The sequence below is a fragment of the Paenibacillus sp. FSL W8-0194 genome (assembly GCF_037969745.1).
GTDB lineage: Bacteria > Bacillota > Bacilli > Paenibacillales > Paenibacillaceae > Paenibacillus_AQ > Paenibacillus_AQ cookii.
Genome location: NZ_CP150205.1, coordinates 5,153,387 through 5,175,696, shown reverse-complemented (window position 1 = coordinate 5,175,696; position 22,310 = coordinate 5,153,387). Strand labels below are relative to the sequence as shown.

General features: G+C 54.7%; 20 protein-coding genes and 1 riboswitch. Of the genes, 15 read left to right on the top strand and 5 right to left on the bottom strand.

All coding sequences use genetic code 11. From position 1 onward, the window contains the following. Positions 1 to 62: 62 nt before the first annotated feature. A complete protein-coding gene (locus MKY58_RS23910) occupies positions 63 to 299 on the top strand; it encodes a glutaredoxin family protein (protein ID WP_339322393.1) in 237 nt (78 codons plus the stop codon). A 206-nt stretch (positions 300 to 505) separates the two neighbouring features. Here MKY58_RS23910 and MKY58_RS23905 read toward each other — a convergent pair whose 3' ends face one another. Then, positions 506 to 703: a membrane protein gene (locus tag MKY58_RS23905; protein WP_036712877.1), complete on the bottom strand. Its 198-nt coding sequence runs from the start codon at positions 701 to 703 to the stop codon at positions 506 to 508. 240 nt (positions 704 to 943) lie between these two features. Between MKY58_RS23905 and MKY58_RS23900 the strand changes: the two genes are divergently transcribed. Then, positions 944 to 1,579: a bifunctional 4-hydroxy-2-oxoglutarate aldolase/2-dehydro-3-deoxy-phosphogluconate aldolase gene (locus MKY58_RS23900; protein WP_339322392.1), complete on the top strand. Its 636-nt coding sequence runs from the start codon at positions 944 to 946 to the stop codon at positions 1,577 to 1,579. A 148-nt stretch (positions 1,580 to 1,727) separates the two neighbouring features. Beyond that, a complete protein-coding gene (locus MKY58_RS23895; protein WP_339322391.1) occupies positions 1,728 to 2,873 on the top strand; it encodes a transglutaminase domain-containing protein in 1,146 nt (381 codons plus the stop codon). A gap of 67 nt (positions 2,874 to 2,940) precedes the next feature. Here MKY58_RS23895 and MKY58_RS23890 read toward each other — a convergent pair whose 3' ends face one another. Then, complete coding sequence (locus MKY58_RS23890; RefSeq protein ID WP_339322390.1) at positions 2,941 to 4,404, bottom strand: amino acid permease; 1,464 nt, start codon at positions 4,402 to 4,404, stop codon at positions 2,941 to 2,943. A 132-nt stretch (positions 4,405 to 4,536) separates the two neighbouring features. Next, positions 4,537 to 4,746: riboswitch (Lysine riboswitch) on the bottom strand. Between the two features lie 110 nt (positions 4,747 to 4,856). Further along, the gene (locus MKY58_RS23885; RefSeq protein ID WP_339322389.1) at positions 4,857 to 5,993 is read right to left on the bottom strand and encodes a virulence factor; all 1,137 of its coding nucleotides are present in this window, start codon (positions 5,991 to 5,993) and stop codon (positions 4,857 to 4,859) included. Between the two features lie 217 nt (positions 5,994 to 6,210). Between MKY58_RS23885 and MKY58_RS23880 the strand changes: the two genes are divergently transcribed. Together MKY58_RS23880 and MKY58_RS23875 are read left to right on the top strand one after the other, a co-directional pair. Then, a complete protein-coding gene (locus MKY58_RS23880) occupies positions 6,211 to 7,173 on the top strand; it encodes an MBL fold metallo-hydrolase (RefSeq protein ID WP_339322388.1) in 963 nt (320 codons plus the stop codon). Positions 7,174 to 7,260: 87 nt separating this feature from the next. Then, a complete protein-coding gene (locus MKY58_RS23875; RefSeq protein ID WP_339322387.1) occupies positions 7,261 to 8,886 on the top strand; it encodes an ATP-binding cassette domain-containing protein in 1,626 nt (541 codons plus the stop codon). 193 nt (positions 8,887 to 9,079) lie between these two features. Here MKY58_RS23875 and MKY58_RS23870 read toward each other — a convergent pair whose 3' ends face one another. Beyond that, positions 9,080 to 9,265, bottom strand: coding sequence for a hypothetical protein (locus MKY58_RS23870; protein ID WP_036712824.1), 186 nt, complete (start codon positions 9,263 to 9,265; stop codon positions 9,080 to 9,082). A 180-nt stretch (positions 9,266 to 9,445) separates the two neighbouring features. Between MKY58_RS23870 and MKY58_RS23865 the strand changes: the two genes are divergently transcribed. Then, positions 9,446 to 10,357, top strand: a complete 912-nt coding sequence (locus tag MKY58_RS23865; RefSeq protein ID WP_339322386.1) for a cation diffusion facilitator family transporter — start codon at positions 9,446 to 9,448, stop codon at positions 10,355 to 10,357. A 189-nt stretch (positions 10,358 to 10,546) separates the two neighbouring features. Further along, positions 10,547 to 11,401 (top strand): SH3 domain-containing C40 family peptidase, encoded by an 855-nt coding sequence (locus MKY58_RS23860; protein ID WP_339322385.1) that lies wholly within the window; start codon positions 10,547 to 10,549, stop codon positions 11,399 to 11,401. 97 nt (positions 11,402 to 11,498) lie between these two features. Here the strand turns inward: MKY58_RS23860 and MKY58_RS23855 are convergent, their stop codons facing one another. Further along, a complete protein-coding gene (locus MKY58_RS23855) occupies positions 11,499 to 11,885 on the bottom strand; it encodes a hypothetical protein (RefSeq protein WP_339322384.1) in 387 nt (128 codons plus the stop codon). 172 nt (positions 11,886 to 12,057) lie between these two features. On the opposite strand from MKY58_RS23855, the gene MKY58_RS23850 reads away from it, so the two are divergent. The 8 genes from MKY58_RS23850 to MKY58_RS23815 all read left to right on the top strand — a co-directional run bounded on the left by MKY58_RS23850 (position 12,058) and on the right by MKY58_RS23815 (position 22,244). Continuing rightward, on the top strand, positions 12,058 to 12,711 hold the full coding sequence (locus tag MKY58_RS23850) for an SGNH/GDSL hydrolase family protein (RefSeq protein ID WP_339325238.1): 654 nt from the start codon (positions 12,058 to 12,060) through the stop codon (positions 12,709 to 12,711). Between the two features lie 113 nt (positions 12,712 to 12,824). After that, complete coding sequence (locus MKY58_RS23845) at positions 12,825 to 13,397, top strand: hypothetical protein (RefSeq protein ID WP_339322383.1); 573 nt, start codon at positions 12,825 to 12,827, stop codon at positions 13,395 to 13,397. A 223-nt stretch (positions 13,398 to 13,620) separates the two neighbouring features. Next, positions 13,621 to 14,130 (top strand): DUF948 domain-containing protein, encoded by a 510-nt coding sequence (locus MKY58_RS23840; protein ID WP_339322382.1) that lies wholly within the window; start codon positions 13,621 to 13,623, stop codon positions 14,128 to 14,130. Between the two features lie 122 nt (positions 14,131 to 14,252). Beyond that, entirely contained in the window at positions 14,253 to 14,597 is a 345-nt protein-coding gene (locus MKY58_RS23835; protein WP_339322381.1) for a general stress protein, read from the top strand. 215 nt (positions 14,598 to 14,812) lie between these two features. Beyond that, positions 14,813 to 15,997 (top strand): fused response regulator/phosphatase, encoded by a 1,185-nt coding sequence (locus MKY58_RS23830; protein WP_339322380.1) that lies wholly within the window; start codon positions 14,813 to 14,815, stop codon positions 15,995 to 15,997. Continuing rightward, positions 15,994 to 19,659 carry a response regulator gene (locus MKY58_RS23825; RefSeq protein WP_339322379.1) on the top strand — a complete coding sequence of 1,222 codons (3,666 nt, stop codon included), beginning with the start codon at positions 15,994 to 15,996 and terminating at the stop codon, positions 19,657 to 19,659. The genes MKY58_RS23830 and MKY58_RS23825 overlap by 4 nt, the downstream gene beginning before the upstream one ends. A gap of 53 nt (positions 19,660 to 19,712) precedes the next feature. After that, positions 19,713 to 20,582, top strand: a complete 870-nt coding sequence (locus MKY58_RS23820) for a protein-glutamate O-methyltransferase CheR (protein ID WP_339322378.1) — start codon at positions 19,713 to 19,715, stop codon at positions 20,580 to 20,582. 18 nt (positions 20,583 to 20,600) lie between these two features. Then, positions 20,601 to 22,244 carry a response regulator gene (locus tag MKY58_RS23815; protein WP_339322377.1) on the top strand — a complete coding sequence of 548 codons (1,644 nt, stop codon included), beginning with the start codon at positions 20,601 to 20,603 and terminating at the stop codon, positions 22,242 to 22,244. Positions 22,245 to 22,310 lie beyond the last annotated feature (66 nt).

Genomic DNA, 22,310 nt, shown 5'->3' with positions numbered 1-22,310 from the left:
CTTGAAATATTCAGTACGTGATGGATTTTTATATTCAGATTTGACGACGAGGTGACATTTCCATGGAAAAAGCAATCGTATATACCAGCACTAACTGCCCGCACTGCCGTCAGGTGAAAAGCTATTTGGCGGAAAAAGGCGTGGAATACGAAGAACGCAACATCGAGCAAAGCGATGAATTCGCCCAGCAGGTATGGGATATGGGCATGCGTGCCGTTCCGGTTACCGTCATCGGCGAGCACCGCATTCTCGGCATGAACAAACTGCAGTTCGAAAAGGCTTTGAACGAGCAGGCGTAACGTTCGGCAACATCAGACCTTTCATCCGTAGAGCAGTCTATGGGTGAAAGGTCTTTTTAGATGAACGGCACAAAGGATCCCGCAATAAAAAAAGGGAGTCGCGTTTGGTTCGAAAACCAGCGTGAGTCCCTTTTTTCTTAAGGCCATATTTCGTTCGACCGGACCGGAATAACGTCCGCGGCCAAACGTTCAAAAAGCGAGCGCATTCAAAATAAAAATTTCATGACGATCTGAAAAACAAGGTAAACTGCCACGCCGGCCGCGATCAGCAGCAGCCCGGCTTTTTTCTTGCCCTGGAAAAACCGGAGAATCGCCAAGCTGAAAAGAGGCGCAATGATGATCAGAAACAGCAACACGGTCACGAACACTTCGGCCGATATATTGGAAGTATCCACGTAAGTCACGGACATTCGCTCCATTCATCGATATGGATCAAGCTGAACAACATACAACCCGGATTTTTGCAAAATCCTCAACATTTCTATTATACCGGAATTTGCCGGAGATTTCCGCTACAAACGGCCGAAAAATGTTGCGATTTTCCGACCGTTGACGTCTTTTGGATTTTCTCGCCTACAGAAGGGAAACCGCCTCAAGTCTGCGAATTATGTTTAATAGAGAAGAGGATAGGGGGCAAGCACGACATGAAATTACTTAACGAGCTTTTATCTTCCCGGCTGGTGGCCATCGTCAGGGGAATTACGCGGGACGAGGCCAGGGTGGCGGGGGCCGGCCTCGCCGCCGGCGGGGTAAAGCTGATGGAAGTGACGATGAATACGGAAGGGGCGCTGGATATCATCCACGATTGGCGCTCGTTATATAACGGCCAAGCTCGTATTGGGGCGGGGACGGTGCTGAACGTGAAGATGGCCAAGGAAGCGGTATCGGCCGGAGCGGAATTTTTGATCTCTCCCAACGTGGATTTGAACGTCATCCGGTATGCGCTCGAGCAGGGGATCGACATTTGGCCGGGAGCGATGACCCCGACCGAGATCGTTTCCGCCTTTTACGCGGGGGCCGAGGCCGTAAAGCTATTTCCGATGGCCAGCCTGGGTCTCGGATATTTGCGCGAAATCCGCGCTCCGTTGAACCATATTCCGTTGATCGTGACCGGCGGGGTGTCGCTTCAAAATATCGCGGAATATTATGAGGCAGGCGCCAGCGCGGTCGGCATCGGAAGCTCGTTGCTGCCGAAAGACGCCTTGGCGGCGGGAGACGCGAACCGGATCGCCGAAAGCGCAAGGGCCTTCGTGCAGGCAGCGTTTAAGCCGAATCCGTGAATGACGGATAACCTGATGCGGGCAAAAGAACAGCCCAATACGCAGTCATATATGTTCCATCATAGGAATAGAGTCAATTCGGAGGGCTAAAAAGCGGCTCGTTGTTACCCGGACAAATATGCCTATTGTAGAGAAGGGAGGGGACTGTATGAGATGGAAGCGGGGATCGGCGGCCAAAATGCTGCTGACCGGCACGCTCATCGCAGCGGTAATACCCCTTTGTATCGATTGGGAGATGGTTTATGCATCCTCGACGACATCAGGCGCCAGCGTGGTCAAAACCGACCAGGAGCTACAAAACACGCTGCTGCGCGCGATGAATCAACGGCTCGGGCAAATTCAATTTGTTTATCAAGGGAAAACGAATCAGCTCAAGGGGCAGCTGAAACAGGCGCTCGAAGAGGCGCTTGAAAGCGATCCGTACATGAACTACACCATCGAAAGTTACGGTTATTCTTACAGCGGCAGCTCGAAGTCGGCGAACGTGAGCGTTCAATTGAGCTACCGGGAAACGGCGGCCCAAACGGCATATGTCTCCCGGCAGGTCCGGAGCATTTTGGGCGATATTATCAAGCCGGGGATGAACGACCACGAGAAAATCAAGGCGATCCATGACTGGATCGTGCTTCATTTGAAATACGACGAAACGCTGCAGAAATATACGGCTTACGACGGACTGAGCTCCGGCAGCACGGTTTGCCAGGGATACTCCCTACTAGCTTATAAGATGCTGAAGGATGCGGGCATCACGAACCGGATCGTAGAGGGGACGGCCACGCCGCGGAATACGGGGATGAGCCAGCTTCATGCGTGGAACCTCGTCTTGCTGGACGGGAAATGGTACCATCTCGACACGACTTGGGACGACCCGGCGCCGGACAGGAAGGGAGAGATCGGATTCGGATATTATCTTCGCACCGACGCGCAGATGAAAAAGGACCACGCCTGGACGAAAAGTTATCCGGCCGCGAATACGCCGTACCGGGATACGCTCAAGCAGCTGATCAGGCAGAACGACAGCCGCAAAGGCTTCTACAAGAAGCTGGAGCGGGACCTGGAATACCAGCTTTACGATCCGTCGCAGATCGTCAGCTCCAGCGCCCAACTGAGGTCCAAAGCGCAGGCCGTGATCAAGCAGGGGGGACGCTCGTTGTTGTTCCGTTATCACGGAAGCAAGGAAGCTTTGGTGGATGATCTGCAGGATCTGTACCGGCTTGGCGTCAATTCCATCTCATACGTGGAAAGCGAGCTGGATGAAACGGAGGACTTGCGGGTATACGTGACCTGGAAATAGCATACGTTAAAAAAAGATCCCTCCCGGACTGCATGCAGCAGAAGCGGAAGGGATCTTTCTTGTTTCATTATCGGTTCGCCCGTTCGTGCATCGTCAAATCGCATTCCTTCAGCGGAATCAATTTGCTGCCTTTGACCCATTTGTATCCGAGCCAAATAACGATAAACAAAGGGACGCTGACGTAGGATACCAACAAACCGTACCAGTCGATTTTCGAACCGGTGAAGGCGCCCGTATTTTGGCCGGCAATGGCGACGATGCACAGGAAAAAGGCAAATATCGGGCCGAACGGGAACCATTTGGCGCGGTAAGGCAGCTCGTCGAGCGAATGCCCCTGCGCGATGAAGGCGCGGCGGAACCGGTAATGGCATACGGCGATGCCGAGCCAGTTAATGAAGCCGCACATGCCCGAGGCGTTCAGCAGCCAGTTGTACACGACGCCGTCCCCGAACAGGGAGGCCAGGAAAGCCAGCATGCCGATCAGTCCGGTCATGATCAGCGCGTTGATCGGAACGCCGCGGCTGCTCAGCTTGCCGAATATTTTCGGCGCGAGCCCGTCTTTGGCCATCGCGTACAACACGCGGGTCGAAGAGTACATGCCGGAGTTGCCTGCGGAAAGCACGGAGCTCAGGATGACCGCGTTCATGACGGAAGCGGCGAAGGCGAGCCCGGCTTTTTCGAATACCAGCGTGAACGGACTGACGCCGATGTTGTTCAAGTCGGTTTTCAGCAGGTTCGGGTTCGTGTAAGGGATCAAAAATCCGATGACCACAATCGCCAAAATATAAAACAGCAGAATGCGCCAAAAGACTTGGCGGATGGCCCGCGGCACGTTGCGCCGCGGGTCTTCGCTTTCTCCCGCCGCGACCCCGATCAGTTCGGTGCCCTGGAACGAGAAGCCTGCGGCCATGAACACGCCGATAAAGGCGAAAAATCCGCCATGGAACGGGCTGCCGCCCAGATTGAAATTGCTGAAGCCGACGGGTTTGCCGCCGAAAATGCCGAAGATCATCATGACGCCGAGCACCAGGAACAGGATGACCGTGGCAACCTTGATAATCGCAAACCAATATTCCGATTCGCCGTAACCTTTCGCGGATAACGCGTTGAGGGCGAACATAAGCGCCAGGAACAAAAAGCTCCAAAGAAGCGACGGGGAATTCGGGAACCAGTATTTAATAATGACGGTGGCTGCGGAAAGTTCGGCCGCAATCGTGACCGCCCAGTTATACCAAAAGTTCCAGCCGACCGCAAAACCGAAAGCGGGACTGACGAAACGGCTGCCGTACGTGCTGAACGAGCCGGAGTCGGGCATGTAGGTCGCCAGCTCCCCAAGGCTTGTCATCAAAAAATAAACCATAAGTCCGATCGCGGCGTAAGCCAGGATGGCTCCGCCGGGACCGGCCGAAGATATCGCGCTCCCGCTGGCAAGAAAAAGTCCGGTGCCGATCGAACCGCCGAGGGCGATCATCGTCATGTGGCGGGCTTTCAAGCTTTGCCTTAGGGAATTCGCAGGTTGTTTGCTGCTCATGAGTGTAAAACTTCCCTTCTGTATGATTTCGTTATGATCATGGAAGGGGATAAACCAGCCCAAAAAGCCCGCAGGGCATGGAATGACCTGCGGGCTGTATGCTTGTCCTCTGGCTTCCGCATCCGTGCATCCATGAAAGATAGCTCAACACGGCCAAACGGCATTCTTAAGCGATGCCGATTCAGCCGCGACAGTTCTGTCCCTTTCGGGTACAGCCCCAGCATGGCCGTCGATCGGAACGGACCGCCACACTTCGGCGAAAGCGCCCTTCACGGCAGATCGTCGGCGGTTCCTTGCGCCTCCCTGCAGCTACTCATCGCTTTCGCAACCTCTACCTCACCTTTGCAGGATGAGGTTATCTTTACGTTTTCAATTGCTTTTCTATAGTAAAGCAATGCGAAACGTATGACAATAGATATATATGGTAATGCAGCAATAAATCGGCGGGCCGGTCAGGAACGGTTGCGTTTGGCCATTTGCTGCCACACGGTGCCGGCGGCCTGTTCGCCGGATTCGATCCGCTCCAGCGCCATCCGCGCCTGCAGGCTGACCTCGAACTCGGGATCGTCGACGGCCTCCTTCAGCGCGTCTCTGGCGTCCTCCGTTCCGACCTCGTACAGGAAACGGGCGGCCCGCCAGCGGACGATTTTGCTCGTGTCCTTAAGCAGAGCCTGCATGGCTGGCGTCGCCGCCGGATCGCCGATATCGGAGAGCGTATCCCCGGCCGTGCGGCGCACGGTAGGCGAGCTGTCCTTCAGCGCTTCGTACAGCAGCTCCATCGCTTCGGGCGTGCGGATGTCGCCAAGATAAACGACCGCAAGGCGCCGCGTCTGCATTTTCTCGTCGTGGAGAGCCTGACGGAGCAACGGAAGATGCTTTTCCGTCGGCGTCATGCCGTCCAGCGCCGCATAACGGACGCGCCAGTCCGAGCTGTTCATCGCTTCCTCGAGCTCTTCGTCGGTCAATTCGCGCCGCTGCTCTTCGAATTCCTCGCTGCTGGCCCCATGGGCGATGGCTTGGGCGACGACCTGCTTCAGGCGCTCTTCGGGGAATGCCGCTTCCAGCTCCTGCTCAACCTCTTTGGCGATGTCCTTCAGCTCCCCGTAACGGACGCCGTAATCCTTCAGCTTGCGCTCCTTGATCATGGTCGTCGCGGCGACCTCCATCACCGCATCGGTGAATCGCTGGGAAAGCGCCAGACGTTCTTCCTCCATGCCGGATTTGACGCGAATCTGCATCGGAATGCCGCGGAAGAACTGGACCAGCACCTCGGCTTCGCCAAAATGCTCGCCGGCTCCCGCTTCGTCCTCGAGCGCGGCGTTTTGCACGCCTTCCTGCCCGAAGCGTTCCTGCACCTCCCCGAGAATGGCAGACCAGTCGGCATTGCCTTTGCGTTCAAGCGCCACGAAATCCAAGGTGTGGAACACGCTTTTTACGCCTTCGATATGCAGCATTTCCCGGATCCAAGCCGGGGCCGATCTTTCGTTTTCGAGCGTATATGTTTTGCGGATTCCGGGCTCCAGGCTTTCATCCAGGTGAAGTTTCATGGAGTTCGGACTCGGCGTCGGTTCGATGAATTTTATTTTCATGGGATACAAACCTCCTTCAAGGTAACGGCCATATCAAATATTTCGCCTCATAAATAAGTGTACCTTACTTCGCGATAAACAAAAACCTTTTGCCGCAGGTTACGACCCAAAATTTTCAGGAGAGCGGCAGCTTCGGTCAACCGCCTTGGCTGGAAAATGGCGCCATGTTCAGGGTAAAATGGAAGGGATGAGCCTGGAGGAGAAGGAGGGAGAATATTTGCCAAAAATTCGCTATAAAAATATGGATGATGTCCGTACGGACCATTCCGTGCAGGAGTTCAGACAGTGGCGAAAGGAACGGAGAGGGAAGAAAAAGGATCTCGCCTTCCGGGTACCCAGCGTGCCTCCCGACATCGAGTATCTTCAGGGAAACCGCCGCGAACCTACGATCACGTGGATCGGGCATTCGACGTTCCTCATTCAATACGAGGGCTTGAATCTGCTGACGGATCCGGTCTGGGCCAACCGGATGGGACTGGACCGCAGGACCCTGGATCCGGGAATCGCCATCGGCGACATGCCTCCGGTGGACGTTATCCTGATCTCGCATTCCCATTATGACCATTTGCACCTGGCTTCCATACGGAAGCTGTATCGTGAGGGTACGACCTTGATCGTTCCGGCCGGGCTGCGCGCCAAAATGGTCCGCAAAGGCTTCCGGAACGCCATGGAGCTGGGCTGGTGGGAGCAGACGGCCGTCGGCGGCGCGAAGATCACATTCGTGCCCGCCCAGCACTGGACGCGGCGGACGCCTTTCGACACGAATACCTCGCATTGGGGCGGATACGTGCTCGAGCCTGCCGCGGAAGCACGGTCTGCAGCCGACCGCGATCCGGACCCGCCGAAGCGGACCCTGTACTTTGCCGGCGACAGCGGATATTTTCCCGGATTCCGAGAGATCGGAAGCCGCTTCAAGATCGATGCGGCGATGATCCCGATCGGGGCGTACGAACCCGAGTGGTTCATGGCGACGCAGCACGTCAATCCGGAGCAGGCGGTGCAAGCTTTTCTCGATGTCGGGGCGAAAACGATGATACCGATGCATTACGGCACGTTCCGGCTTGCGGACGATACGGCGCAGGAGGCGCTGGAGCGGATGGAGGCCGAGCGGAAACGGCTAGGCATCGCCGAGGAACGCATCCGGGTGCTGAAATGCGGGGAGACGATGCGGGTCGAGTAAAGCCTAAGCGGCAAAAACTCCCCTTTGCGGGGGCATTTTATGCTATAATGTGCTGAAGCCTATTAGTGAAAGGGATGGTAATGCTTAATGATCAGTACAAGCGGCGTGACGCTCCGTTACGGAAAGCGCGCACTTTTTGAAGATGTGAATATAAAATTTACAGCGGGCAACTGCTACGGCTTGATCGGCGCAAACGGCGCCGGCAAATCGACCTTCCTCAAAATTTTGTCCGGCGAGATCGAGCCGAATTCCGGCGAAGTTCATATGACACCGGGCGAACGGTTGGCCGTGCTGAAGCAGAACCACTTTGAATATGACGAATATCCGGTTCTTGAAACGGTCATTATGGGCCATAGCCGCCTCTATGAGATCATGAAGGAAAAGGATGCCTTGTACGCCAAGCCGGACTTCTCCGAAGAAGACGGCCTGCGCGCGGGCGAGCTTGAAGGCGAATTCGCCGAACTGAACGGTTGGGATGCGGAAGCCGACGCGGCCGCGTTGCTGATCGGTCTCGGCATTACGCGCGAGCTGCACGACAAAAAAATGGAAGAGCTGAGCGGCAACGAGAAGGTGCGCGTGCTCTTGGCCCAGGCTTTGTTCGGCCGCCCGAACAACCTGCTGCTGGACGAACCAACGAACCACTTGGACCTCGAATCCATCCAGTGGCTTGAGAACTTCCTGATGGATTATGAAGGCACCGTCATCGTCGTATCCCACGACCGTCACTTCCTGAACAAGGTATGTACGCATATTGCGGATATCGATTTCGGCAAAATCCAGCTGTATGTCGGCAACTACGACTTCTGGTACGAATCCAGCCAGCTGGCGCTCCAAATGCAGCGCGAATCCAACAAGAAAAAGGAAGAAAAGATCAAGGAACTGCAGGCGTTCATCCAACGCTTCTCCGCCAACGCCTCCAAGTCGAAGCAGGCGACTTCCCGGAAGAAGCAGCTGGAGAAAATTACGCTGGACGACATTCGTCCGTCCAACCGCAAATATCCTTTCATCAACTTCAAACCGGAGCGCGAAGCCGGCAAGCAGCTGCTGACGGTCGACCGCCTGACCAAAACGGTGGAAGGCGAGAAGGTGCTGGACGATCTGAGCTTCGTCGTCAACAAAGGCGACAAGATCGCGTTCGTCGGTCCGAACGGGCTGCCGAAATCGATGCTGTTTGAGGTGTTGATGGGCCGCACGGAACCGGATTCCGGCGAATTCTCTTGGGGGGTTACGACTTCCCAGGCGTATTTCCCGAAAGACAACTCCGAATATTTCGACGGGGTCGATCTGAACCTGGTCGAATGGCTGCGCCAGTATTCCAAAGACCAGGACGAAACCTTCCTGCGCGGCTTCCTGGGCCGGATGCTGTTCTCCGGGGAAGAAGCCCTGAAGAAAGCGAGCGTGCTTTCCGGGGGCGAGAAGGTGCGCTGCATGCTTGCCAAAATGATGCTGAACGGCGCCAACGTCCTGCTGCTGGACGAACCGACCAACCACTTGGATCTCGAATCGATCACTGCGCTGAATAACGGGCTGATCGATTTCGACGGAACGATCCTGTTCACGTCGCATGACCATCAGTTCATTCAGACGATCGCCAACCGAATTATCGAGATTACGCCGACCGGTATCATCGATAAGGTCATGACCTATGACGAATATCTGGAAAGCGAAGAGATCAAGGCGCTCCGCGAAAAAATGTATCCGAACGGCCTGTAGGCCGGCGGCGATGACATATCGAAAAAAGCTGCTAACCCGCCCGGGCGGTCCTCTGTTTTCAAACAGGGGCTGTCCGGCGGGGAGCAGCTTTTTTTTCGTTCATAGAAATTCTATACTTCGGGGTCCCCGCAAAGCCCTTCGAAAAAAAACAATTGCAACGGGTTCGCTTTGTGGGGGAGTTTTCCGCCATGGCTCAAGAGCCTCCGGTGCGGCGGCGTTGGTTGTTCGGCTTTTTATTGTTTTGGCTTTTCATCGCCTGCGGGGAATTTCCTTGAAATCCGCCGGGCTTAAACGATTGGTTCTGCTGTTTTTTCTGTTCCAGCTTGGCGCGGATGGCGTCAGCCAGGCTGACCTTCTTCTGCTCTTTGCTTTCGGACATGGGCAGGCCCTCCCTAAGGTTTATCGTACCTAATTCTATCCGTTTTTGCGGATCCCCACAAGAGATGTAGCGCATAAAACCTCTTTACCGGCTGCAACTATGTTTCTCTAGACCCACTCGGGTGGTATTTGATAGGATAGGAAAAGACTTTTTGGACCCCATGTAAAGGTGGCTTCGAAATTGGTGAATATCTATGACGATATACGGAAAGGGGAGCGGGGAGCCTGGATCAGCATCGCGGCTTACTTGCTCCTGTCCTCCTTCAAACTCGCGAGCGGTTATTGGTTTGCGTCCAGCGCCCTGCTTGCCGACGGTTTTAACAACGTGACGGATATCGTGGCCTCCCTGGCCGTGCTGATCGGACTGCGGATATCCCGGAAGCCGCCCGATTCCGACCATGCTTACGGGCATTTTCGGGCCGAAACGGTCGCGGCGCTGATCGCTTCCTTCATTATGGCGACGGTCGGGATCCAGGTGTTGGTCGATGCCGTACGATCCTTGTTTGCCGGCAAGGGGACGCAGCCCGATCTATGGGCCGCCGGAATTGCCGTGGTGTGCGCGGTATGCATGTACGGCGTGTATCTGTACAACCGGAGATTGGCGAGGCAGATTAACAACCAGGCGCTTATGGCAGCGGCCAAGGACAATTTGTCGGATGCCCTCGTCAGCATCGGAGCGGCGGTCGGCATCGTCGGGGCCCAATTCGGGCTGCCTTGGCTCGACATGGTTGCGGCGATCGCGGTCGGCTTGTTGATCTGCAAAACCGCTTGGGATATTTTCAGGGATTCAACCTACCGGCTGACCGACGGCTTCGACCAGGCGGAGCTGAAGGATCTGCGCAGCGCCATCAGCCGCACGCCGGGCGTGGAAGGCATCAAGGACGTCAAAGCCAGGGTACACGGCAACCATGTGCTGGTGGATGTGGTGATTGAAGTGGACCCTCATTTGAGCATCATCGAAGGGCACCGGATCAGCGACGAAATCGAGGACCGGCTGACGGATATGCATAATATCATGAACGTCCATGTCCACGTGGAGCCGAAGGATTTGGATGTGTTGGAACCGGGGCGGCATGGTGCCGTCAAAAAATAGAAGGTTATGCGGGCGCCGGGTTGCCGGCGTTTTGTTATTCAACCGGAATAGAATTTTGGGTCTTTAGTCCTGTGAATGTCTAAAACGCGAATGGAAAATTTGTGAGAAAAGAAGCATGTAGCACATCCTTCCGCATGACTATAATGGGGACAAGAACGCCCATTTTCAGTCAGCATAAGGAGGATTGACATGTTCAACATCAAGAAATGCCTGATCGGCTGCCTGCTGGTTTCCGCGGTGATTCCCGGTGCGGCGCTGCTGCCGGGCTCCAAAGCCGATGCCGCTTCGGTTTCGGCGCAAAAGAGCGCGGTCACGCAAACCGGCGTCATTCAGGCGAGCGTCCGGTTGCGGGACAAACCTTCCTCGTCGGGCCAGGTCATCGGATATTTGAAAAACGGGGATAAGGTCACCATTCTCGAAAGCAGCACCGCTTATTTCTATAAAGTAAAAACACTGTCAGGCAAAGTGGGCTATACCAGCTCTGACGAACGATACATAACGGTACCTGGCAAAGCCTCCCCGGGTTCGGGTTCGGGATCAGTGGCCCCTTCCGGCAGCGGATCCGGCGCTCCGCAGGCAACGCCGCCGATCGCCTCGGAGGCCGGCGAGGCCATTGAACGGGTGATCCAAACGGGAATGAAATATTTGGGGACCCCTTACGAATTCGGCTCGGACCGCAACCAAACGAATACCTTCGACTGTTCGGCGTTTACCCGCCAAATTTTCAAGGAAGGCGCCGGCATCGTCCTGCCGGTGGACTCCCGCCAGCAGGGAGCCTGGGTGAAACAAAACAGCCAAGCGGTATACGATATTGACGGTCTCAAACGCGGGGACCTGGTCTTTTTTGTGAATGATATCGGGTCTGCGGCTTTGGAGGGCGTCGGCGCCGACAAAGACCATGAGCGGATTACGCACGTGGCGGTGTATCTGGGGGAGGGCAAGCTTCTGCACACCTATTCCCAAAAAGCGGGCGGCGTCGTCGTAACGGATTTCAGCAATTCATGGAAGCAGCGCTTCCTTTACGGAGGCAGCATCATCAGATAACTTCTTTGGCGTCATGTCAATCATCATGGCCATGCAAAAAGACCGGAGGTTCGCCTCCGGTCTTTTTGCGCTGCATGTTCCTATTATGTATCAGAAATTATACCGCTTCGGGAATATGCAGCCAGGCTGTGCCGAGCCAGGTATAAATTTCGACCCACTGGCCGTCGCCGTTGACGTCGGTGACATGCTTTCCGGTGCTGTACACGACCTGAGGAGACAGGAAGTTCAAAATGCGGCCGTTAGGATCTGCAAAAAAAGGAGTGATTTTGGAAATGACGATCGGTTCGTTGTTTTCCTTCGAAAGATCGCCCGGCTGGATCAGGGGCTCATCGAACAGCTTGGTAGGCTGAACGACCGTCGTCGACGTGCCGGTAACCGGGGACGCCGCCTGTTCCGCCGCGGAATTGTCCGCATCGGCAAACGCCGCCGTGCCCATGGAGGCCATCAGGCCGAAAGCTGCTGCAAACGTAATCATTTTTTTCATCCTTGTATTCCTCCTTAAATGATGTGGATTCGCTTCCTATCGTAGAAATAACCCGCGCTTGGCAAATTGAACCAACAAAATTGGAGGTCATCTATCAAAAACATCAAAAGTTCAGGTATATTAATCTAGAGTAATCTTGAAAAATCAACCAGGAAAGCGTGGAATGGTGCCAATGATTTCGAAGGAAAACGCGGTTATTTTATTCCAAGGGGATTCGATCACGGACGCAAACCGGGACAGAGGACTTTATCAAAAGCATTTTATCGGGCAAAGCTACGTTTTTCTGATCGCCTCCAAACTGGCAAGCGACCATGCGGATAAACATCCGGTATTCGTCAACCGGGGCATCAGCGGCAACCGGGTCTCCGATCTGTATGCGCGCTGGAACGAAGATGCCTTCAGCCTGAATCCCGACGTAATCAGCATTTTGATCGGGGTTAACGATGCATGGCGGACGATGTCGGAGGAGCCGAGCGGCGTGACGGACCGTTTTGAAAGGGCATACAGGCATCTGCTGGAAGAAACGAAGGAAGTGCTGCCGGATACCCGTCTCATTTTATGCGAGCCGTTTGTTCTCAAGGGAGTCGCAACGGAAGCCAAATGGGAGGAGTGGCAGAAGCTCGTCGGCAAATACCAAACGGTCGTCCGTGAGCTCGCGGAGGAATTCGGAGCGGTTTTTGTGCCGCTGCAGGACGCTTTCGACGAAGCGGCGAAAAGGGCCGAACCGGCATACTGGCTCTATGACGGCGTCCACCCGTCGGCGGCAGGCCATGATCTCATCGCTAGACGCTGGCTTGAAGTGGCCGGCCGGACAGGTCTGGCCTGATCGCAGGGACGGCGGCGCTTCAGCCCCCCGATTCGAGATTGATAGGCGAATTCAGTATAATGGGAGAATAGAGAGGCGGGAAGGACCGCCTTGAACCGGAAAGGAGTCGGAACATGAAAGTACTGCTTCGGATGATCGTTACGTTGCTTTTGCTTGCCGTCATCGCGTGCGGCCTCATCATCTGGTATATTTCTCCCGATCAGAAACTGGACCTGAGCTATCAAGACATAGACGTCAAAGCCAAGGCCGTGGAAATGCTGAAAACGCGCAAGCCTGAAATAACGCTTAACGGCAGCGAGCTGAACGAGCTGGCCAAAAAAGAGCTGCTGAAACATTTGGGGGATATCCCGCAGCAGATCACCGTTACCGGTGCGAAGTTTCATTTCAGCGGCCAGGAAGTGACGGCGGATATTAACGGCAAATACGAGAATCTGATTCCGTTCGGGGCTGAGCTGAAATTCCATATGGAAGCCAGCGGCAGCAGCCTGGATCTGCAGCATGAATCCACGAGCGTCAAATCCGTGCGGATTCCCGCTTCATGGCTTAATTTGGGGACGATCACAGTCCATTTGAAGGACCATTTGCCGGACATGCTGACGGTGGACCACATCGAATTCCTGCAGGACGGCGCCAAGCTGACGTTTAAGCTGGACTGGCTTTCTTTGCCGTCGCTCCTGCTCAAATAACATGATGCGAATATAGAAGAAACGCCGGGCGTCCGAAGACGATGCTTGGCGTTTTTTTGTGCAGCAAAAGGCTTTGTTTCGGGCATCCTCCGGCAGGGTAACTAACGCATATCAGCACATTCGGCCGCGTGGTGAGCCGCCTTAGCGCATGTTGTCTCGTTGGCGGTTTATGCCGGAGCTAACGGGATAGCGGTGCAATCTACTGGGAAAGCGAGGTTTTGCTATGCTCGTCGGAGTAAGCGTTGCCGTCATTGCCGCCGCGTTTGTGGCGCTGGTCGTTTATTTGATCAAAACCCTTCTCGCCGCCAAGGAATCGTTGGAGAAAACGACGCAAACGCTGCAGGAAATCCAAAAAACGGTGGACGAACTGGGGTACGAAGTGAAACAGGTCGTAAGGGAAGCCAACGATATTACGAGGGACGTTCGGCACAAAATGCAGCAGATCGACCCCGTCATGGAATCGGTCAAGCATTTGGGCGAGGCGCTCAGCGAAATTACGCTTGCCGCCAAACAGGCGTCGGCCGCCTTCATGCACAAATTCAAGCTCGGAACCGAAAGAGTCCGCATCAAACGGCCTTCTCCCCTGAGAGCCGCTCCGGCCGACTCGGAGGAACGCATGATCGAGGCCTATGCGTCGGCTTATGGAACCCGCGGGAAAAAGAAAAAGGATGCGGGCTGGATGAAATGGGGAGATCTTGCGGTTTCCGTCTGGCAGAAATTCCGCCATGAATGACCAATGGAAGGACTGCGACACCGGCCAACCCAATTTTCGAAAAATAAAAGGTTTCACCGCCGCCCTTCATGGTTAATAGGAACATGAGCGGACGAAAAAAACGCTTAAGGAGAGTGAGGAACATGAATTCATCAACCCATGCAAGATCGTATGCAAAAGTCGTGGAAAACGGCGTTCAAGCCGTGGAGGAAGTGCGCCGCCTTCGAAACAGCGGCTACATGAGCGACGACATCTTCGTTTTGGCCCATGACGGCGACCGGACGGAACGGATTGCCGATGCGGCAAATGCGAACGAGATCGGCATTAAGGAAGAAGGCATGTTTGATGCTCTTGCCAATCTGTTCCGGCTCAGGGGAGACGAGCTCCGCGCCAAGATCACGTCGCTTGGTTTCACGGAGGCGGAGGCCCAGTTTTACGAGAAGGAGCTGGACCTCGGAAAGGTCTTGGTCATTGCCAAAACCGTATAACGTTTGACACAAGTTTCGGATAGGGTATCCAGAATATAGATAAGGAATGGGGTCTTTTGTCCCATTCCTTATCTGTGTTTTTGGAGCCGGGCCCGCTATATGGAAAATTTTGAATTTTCCGGGTGTTGGCCAAAAAGTTATCTTTTAGATTATGTTAGTATGGTAGCAGGAGACTTCATAACCCAAACCTATTCGGGCGTGTTAAGGAGAATGTTATGAGAATATTAATCGTTGACGATAATCCGACAAATATCATTATTATCCGTGAAATTTTGAAAAAAGAGAATTACCGCGAAACGGCAGCGGCCTCCTCGGCCCACGGCATGTTCGAAATACTGGGCATCGAGGGCAGCGGAGAAAGCGGCTCGGGCGGACAGTCCCCAGGCCATCGGGCCAACATCGACCTCATCCTGCTGGACATGATGATGCCGGAAATCGACGGGATCGAAGCCTGCCGGATCATTCAGCGGCATGAGCATCTTAAGGACATTCCGATCATTATGGTCACAGCCGTGGGCGACTCGAAAAAATTGGCTGAAGCGCTGGATGCCGGAGCGGTGGACTATGTGACGAAGCCGATCAACAAGGTGGAGCTGATGGCCAGAATCCGGCTGGCCTTGCGGCTTAAAAAGGAAAACGATTGGCACAAGGAGCGGGATCAGCGGATCAAGGACGAATTGCGGTTGGCCGCGCTGGTGCAAAATGCCGTGCTGAGCCCCCCGATCGAGGACAGCGCCTTCGAGGTGCACGCGATCTACCAGCCTTCGGCCGAGCTTGCCGGGGATTTGTACGCGTGGTATCCGCTTGGCGGGGGACGGTACGGCGTCCTTTTGCTGGACATGATGGGCCACGGCATCTCCTCGTCGCTGTTTACGATGTTTATCGCGTCGGTGCTGAAGGATACCGTAACGACATATGTGGAGCCGGAAAAGGTCATCCAGGAGCTGAACCGCCGGTTCAACCAGCTCCATATCGAAAATCAGCTCGTGCAGTACTATTTTACGGCGATCTATCTCGTCGTGGACACGGTCGTGAAAAGGATCGACTACGTCAATGCCGGGCATCCGCCGGCGCTGTTTTTCCCGAATGAAGGGGGAGTCGTTCAGCTTGACAAGGCATGCTGTCCGGTAGGGCTGTTCGAGAAGATGGAGATTGAACCGCAAACGCTTCATTACGAAGGCGACGGGCATATCGCCCTGTATACCGACGGGCTGCTGGAGGTGGTGGACGGGGAACATGAAGAGAAGATGGATTTCCTGATCGACCGCCTGAGCCATTCGCATCGGTGGGACGAGTCCCGGATGTTCGAGGCTTTTTTTGAAGACCACGGCACGCAGGAGCGGGAAGACGACAAGTGCCTCGTGTGGATATCGTTAAAAGAGGGGGAAAACGCTGAATGAAGCTGAAAACCAAGCTGATTATCGGTTTCGGCGTCATGATGGTCCTTATGGCCGTAATGACCACGATCGGTTACAACCGTTTGAATGATATGAACAAGCAGCTGGACGAGATCTATGAGCAGCGGTATTTGAAGGTCAGATATTCCAGCAGCGTGCGGAGCGAAGTGAACAATATTTCGCGGGTGCTCGTCAACGTGATGTTGAACCGGAACGCCTCGCCCGAAGATAACAAAAACGAGATCAACGCCATGATAGACAGCGGAAACGAAAATCTGCAAAAGCTTATCGCGAGCAGCAAATCCCCGGAAGAGCAGCAAATGCTGACCCGGGTGAGAAGCGCTTGGGAAGGCTTCAAGCGATACGAGGAGAAACAAATGTCGCTTGTTTCGCAAGGATTGTGGGAGGCAGCCAACGCGTACCGCAACACGAGCGGACTTGCCTTGCAGGAGGAGGCGCTGAAGGGCGTCAACGAGCTCGTGGCCTTCCAGGACATGCAGGTGGACCGCGACATAATGGAAGCGAAAGCGAACTACAACCGATCGATTCAAATCACGTCCGTTTTGATGACGGCCGGTTTGCTGATTGGATTTGCCGTCATTTTATGGGTGATTCCAAGCATTACCAGAGGGCTTCACGTGGTCTCCATGATGATCGACAGCTTCGGCAAGGGACGGATCCGAACCATCCGCCGGATCAAAGTGACCTCCAAGGATGAAATCGGGCAGGTAGCCCGCGTGTTCAAAGAGATGGCGGAGGATCTTGAGGAAAAACAGCAGCTTGAAAAGAGCTACCTGCAAGCCCAAAAAGATTTAAACTGGCTGAATTCCAACGTGAGCCGGATTACGGAGCTCTTGCGGGGCATCAATTCCAGGGAGCAGGTGTCCCAGGCCTTCATCAGCGAATTTACGCCCGTCCTGGGAGCGATGTACGGGGCCATCTATATCCATGATGAAGAAAAAGAGCCGGACTGGCTTGTTCTGAACGGCACGTATGCCCGCGAAGGCGAATTGGCCACGAAGGGGAAGGTCGGGGTAGGCGAAGGCCTGATCGGACAAAGCGCGCTGGACCGCAAGCCGATCACGACCACGGTTCCGGACAACTATTTATCCGTGACGTCGGCCTTGGGCCAGGGCAAGCCGGCACATTTGATGATCCAGCCGATCCTGTTCGAGGACGAGCTGCTGGGAGCGATCGAAGTGGCTTCGTTCGAGCCGTTTTCCGAGCTGCAAAGCAAGCTTTTTTCCCAGCTCGCCGACCATTTGGGCATCGTGATCAACAATATCAACCGGAGATTGCGCGTCGAGGAGCTGCTGCGGGAATCGCAGGCGCTTACCGAGGAGCTGCAGTGCCAATCCGAGGAGCTGCAAACGCAGCAGGAAGAGCTGAGACGCACGAACGAGAACCTGGAAGAGCAAACCGAAGCGCTCAAAAAGTCCGAGGATCTGCTGCAGCGGCAGCAGGAGGAACTGGAGCACTTCAATACGGAGCTCATCGCAAAGACGCGGGCGCTCGAAGAGCAGATGCAGCAGCTTGAGGAAAAAAACATCGAGGTCGAGGAAGCGAAGGAGAAACTGGAACGGCAGGCGATGCAGCTGGCGGTAACGAGCAAGTACAAATCGGAATTTTTGGCCAATATGTCGCATGAGCTGCGCACGCCGCTGAACAGCCTGCTGATCTTGTCGCAGCTTCTGGCCGAAAACAAGGAAGGCAACTTGAGCGATAAGCAGACCGAATATGCCCGCACGATTTATATGTCGGGGGCCGATCTCCTGAAGATGATCGACGAGATTTTGGATCTGTCCAAAGTGGATGCCGGCAAGATGGAGATCAATCGGGAAAAAGTGGCGGTTCAGGAATGGAAAGGCTTCGTGCATCAGAACTTCATGCCGGTCGCGACGCAAAAGCAGGTGGCGCTCAGGTTCGACGTGGACCCGGATTTGCCAGAAGCGATCGTGACGGATGGTTACCGGGTCAAGCAAATCATTCGCAACCTGATGTCCAATGCGTTTAAATTCACGAACCGCGGTTCCGTCACTTTCAGCGTCCAGCAGGCGGAGGAAGCGGAGCTGCCGACCTATCTGGACGGGCGCCGCAGCTACATCGCTCTGTCGGTCAAGGATACGGGCATCGGCATTCCTAAAGACAAGACGGAGCTTATCTTTGAAGCGTTCCAGCAAGTGGACGGCACGACAAGCCGCAAATACGGGGGAACGGGCCTCGGGCTTTCGATCAGCCGCGAACTGGCCAAGCTGCTCGGAGGCGGCATAGAGGTGCAGTCTACGGAAGGCAAGGGAAGCTGCTTTACTTTGTATCTGCCGATCGAAGCGGACGAAGCGGCGCTCCAGTCGGCACGCAGCGAGGCTGCGGCTGCCGGCGAGCTGCTCATTTCCGATGAAACCGTGCCGGCCGGAGAGCCGGACCGCAAAGCCAAGGACCAAATTCCTCCTTTGGCGGCGATTGCCGACGACCGAGACCGGATCGAGGACAACGACAAGGTGCTGCTGATCATCGAGGACGATCCGAAATTTGCCGGCATCTTGCTGGAAATGGCCCGGGGCCGCGGCTTTAAGGGCCTTGTCGCGGCGCAGGGCGATATCGGCCTGCAGATGGCCCAGTCTTATTTACCGGACGCCATCATCCTCGATATCCAGCTCCCGGTCATGGACGGCTGGTCCATTCTCGGCGAGCTGAAGAGCCATTCGGCTACGCGGCACATCCCGGTGCATATCGTTTCGGTCGTGGACGAAGTGAAGCAGGGACTAAAGATGGGGGCCATCGCCTATCTGAAAAAGCCGTCTTCCAAGGCGGCGCTCGAAAGGGCATTTTCGCATATCGAATCGTATACCGAAAATTCGGTCAAACATTTGCTGATCGTAGAGGACGACGAAACGCAGCGGAATTCGATCATCGAGCTGATCGACCACGACGATGTCGTCATTACGGCGGTGTCGACGGGCGAAGAGGCGCTGAGGGAGCTGCGGAACAAACGTTACGACAGCATGGTGCTGGATTTGATGTTAAGCGATATGACAGGCTTCGAACTGCTGGATCAAATCCAGCAGGACGAGGAGCTGGAGGACCTGCCGATCATCATTTACACAGGCAAGGACCTGGACAGCAAGGAGGAAATGAGGCTCCGGAAATACGCCGAGTCCATCATTATCAAGGACGTGAAATCGCCCGAGCGGCTGCTGGACGAAACGACGTTGTTCCTGCACCGGGTCGAAGCGAATTTGCCGGAAGACAAACGCAAAATTTTGCAAAGGCTGCACAATAAGGAAGTTTTGTTCGAAGGCAAGCGGATTCTGCTCGTCGACGACGACATCCGGAACGTATTTGCGCTGTCCAGCGTGCTGGAAAGCTATGATATGGACGTCACCTTTGCCGAAAACGGGCGGGATGCGATCGAAATATTAAACAGCGGCGAGCATTTTGATTTGGTGCTAATGGACATGATGATGCCGGAAATGGACGGCTACGAGGCGATGCGCCAGATCCGCCAGCAGCCGGAATTCCAAAAGCTGCCGATCATCGCTTTGACGGCGAAAGCCATGAAGGAGGACCGCTCGAAATGCATCGAAGCCGGAGCCTCGGATTACGTCAAGAAACCGATCCAAACCGAACAGCTTCTTTCGCTCATGCGGGTATGGCTGTATTCGTAGGCCGGATATGCGGGTAATGGAAAGTGTTATACGGGAAATCAGGAGGAACTTGAATGGATATTTGCATTTCGGATGATTTTGAAGAACGTTTGACGGCAGGCGGCAACAGGGAGCGCGAGGATATCGAACTTGAGCTTTTGCTTGAAGGGGTTCACCGGCTTTACGGTTACGACTTCCGCAACTACGCGCTGCCATCCCTGCGACGGCGAATATGGCATTTTATCCATTCGGAAGGCCTGAAAAGCATTTCCGCGCTTCAGGAACGGGTGCTTCATGACCGTACGTGTTTTGAGCGGATGGTTCAGACGTTGTCGATCCCGGTGACGGAGATGTTCAGGGATCCGGAGGTGTTCAGGCTTTTCCGCGAGAAAATCGTGCCGCTGCTCCGCACCTATCCGTATATCCGCATCTGGCACGCGGGCTGCTCGACGGGCGAAGAAGTTTACTCCATGGCGATATTGCTGCATGAGGAAGGGCTGTACGACAAATCGAGGATTTATGCGACGGACATGAACGACCGCTCGCTGGCGATTGCCAAGCAGGGGATATTCGGCATCGAAAAAATGAAACAGTACACGAAGAACTACATCGAGGCCGGGGGAACCCGCTCGTTTTCGGAATATTACACGGCGAAATACAACTCGGTCATCTTTAAGCCGTTTTTGCAAAAAAACATCATTTTCGCCGAGCATAACCTGGCCACGGACCGTTCCTTTAACGAATTTAACGTCATTTTTTGCCGGAATGTCATGATTTATTTTAACGATACGCTCCGGGACCGGGTACACGGGCTGTTTTACGAAAGTTTGATACGCTCCGGCATTTTGGTCCTCGGCTCGAAGGAGTCGATCCAATTTACGGAATACAGCCAGTATTACGAACCGATGGACCGCGTGGAGAAAATATACCGGAAGATGAAATAGGTTATTGGGGAGGATTCTATGGGGGTTCAAGAACCGATTCATATATTGCTCGTGGACGACCATCCCGAAAATTTGCTGGCCCTGGAGGCCGTGCTGGAGAGCGAACGGTACAACCTCGTCAAGGCGACGTCCGGAGAAGAGGCGCTGCGCTGCCTGCTGAAAGACGAGTTTGCCGTCATCGTGCTCGATGTGCAAATGCCGGGGCTGGACGGGATCGAAACGGCGAAGCTGATCAAAAAAAGGGATAAGACGAAAGACATTCCCATCATCTTCATTTCGGCGAACAGCAAGGAAGCGGAGCATTTATTCGCGGGGTATTCCGCCGGAGCCATTGATTATATGGTCAAACCTTTCATTCCGCAGATCCTGAAATCGAAAATCGAAGGTTTCGTCGAAATGTATTTAACGGGAAAAAAACATAAAACCCAGTCGATGCTGCTGCAGCAGAAAACCCAGGAGCTGGAGAAAATCAACCAGGAACTGGTGAAGGCCAAAGAAGCCGCGGAAATCGCGGCCAAGGCGAAAACCGAATTTTTGGCGATGATGAGCCATGAAATCCGCACTCCGATGAACGGGGTGATCGGCATGGTCGATCTGCTGATGGAAACCGAACTGAACGAAGAGCAGCAGGAATATGCCGAGATTATCCGCAGCAGCGCGGATGCCCTCGTGACGGTCATCAACGACATCCTGGATTTCACGAAGATGGAGTCCGGCAAAATGGAGCTTGAGGAGCATCCCTTTGACCTGGGCGTCTGCATTCAAGAGGTGTTCAGCCTGTTTTCCGTCGAAGCGGGCAAAAAGGGGCTCGAGCTCGTCTATTTTCTTGACGACCGGATTCCCCCGGCGATTTACGGCGACATGGCCCGGTTGCGCCAGGTGCTCATCAATTTGATCGCCAATGCGGTGAAATTCACCCACGAGGGCGGCGTGTATTTAATCGTGTCTTTGAAGGAGCGGACGGCCGGGAGCCTCGATATCGAATTTGCCGTCAGGGATACGGGCATCGGCATCTCGGAGGACAAAATCGACCGGTTGTTCAAGCCGTTTTCCCAGCTCGATTCCTCCATGACGCGCAAATACGGCGGCACCGGCCTTGGGCTGGCCATCTGCAAATCGCTCGTCGAGATGATGGGCGGCGACATCCGGGTCGAGCCGTCCGAGGTTCAGGGAACGACCTTTATTTTCAACATCGTCGTCAAGGAGCCGGAGTATGACGAATGCTTGGACGGATGCTGCGACGAACTTCGGCTGCAGGTGAAACGGGACGGTAGCGCGCCGCCGGACATTCTGGTCGTGGACGATCATCCGGTCAACCGGAAGCTGATGGTCAGCATGCTCGGCAAATTTGGGCTGAAAGCCGAAGTAGCCGAGGACGGGCGGCAGGCCGTGGACAAGTCGCTGGCAAGCCCCGGTTACCATTACATTTTCATGGATCTGCAAATGCCGGTGATGGACGGGCTCGAGGCGGCCAAACGAATCCGCCAGCGGCAGAAACCTGCAAACCGGACGCCGGTGATCGTCGCGATGACGGCCAACGTGATGGAGGGCATCCGCGAGCGCTGCCTGGAAGCGGGAATGGACGACTACATCAGCAAACCTGTGCAGATGAGCAGGCTGAAGGAAATATTAAATCGTTACCCGCTTTCGCTGCCTTCATGAACCGGAAGTGATTCAAGTAGGCGGGTTCGGGTTATTTGTAAATATCGGGTCGTATGGACCTGGGAT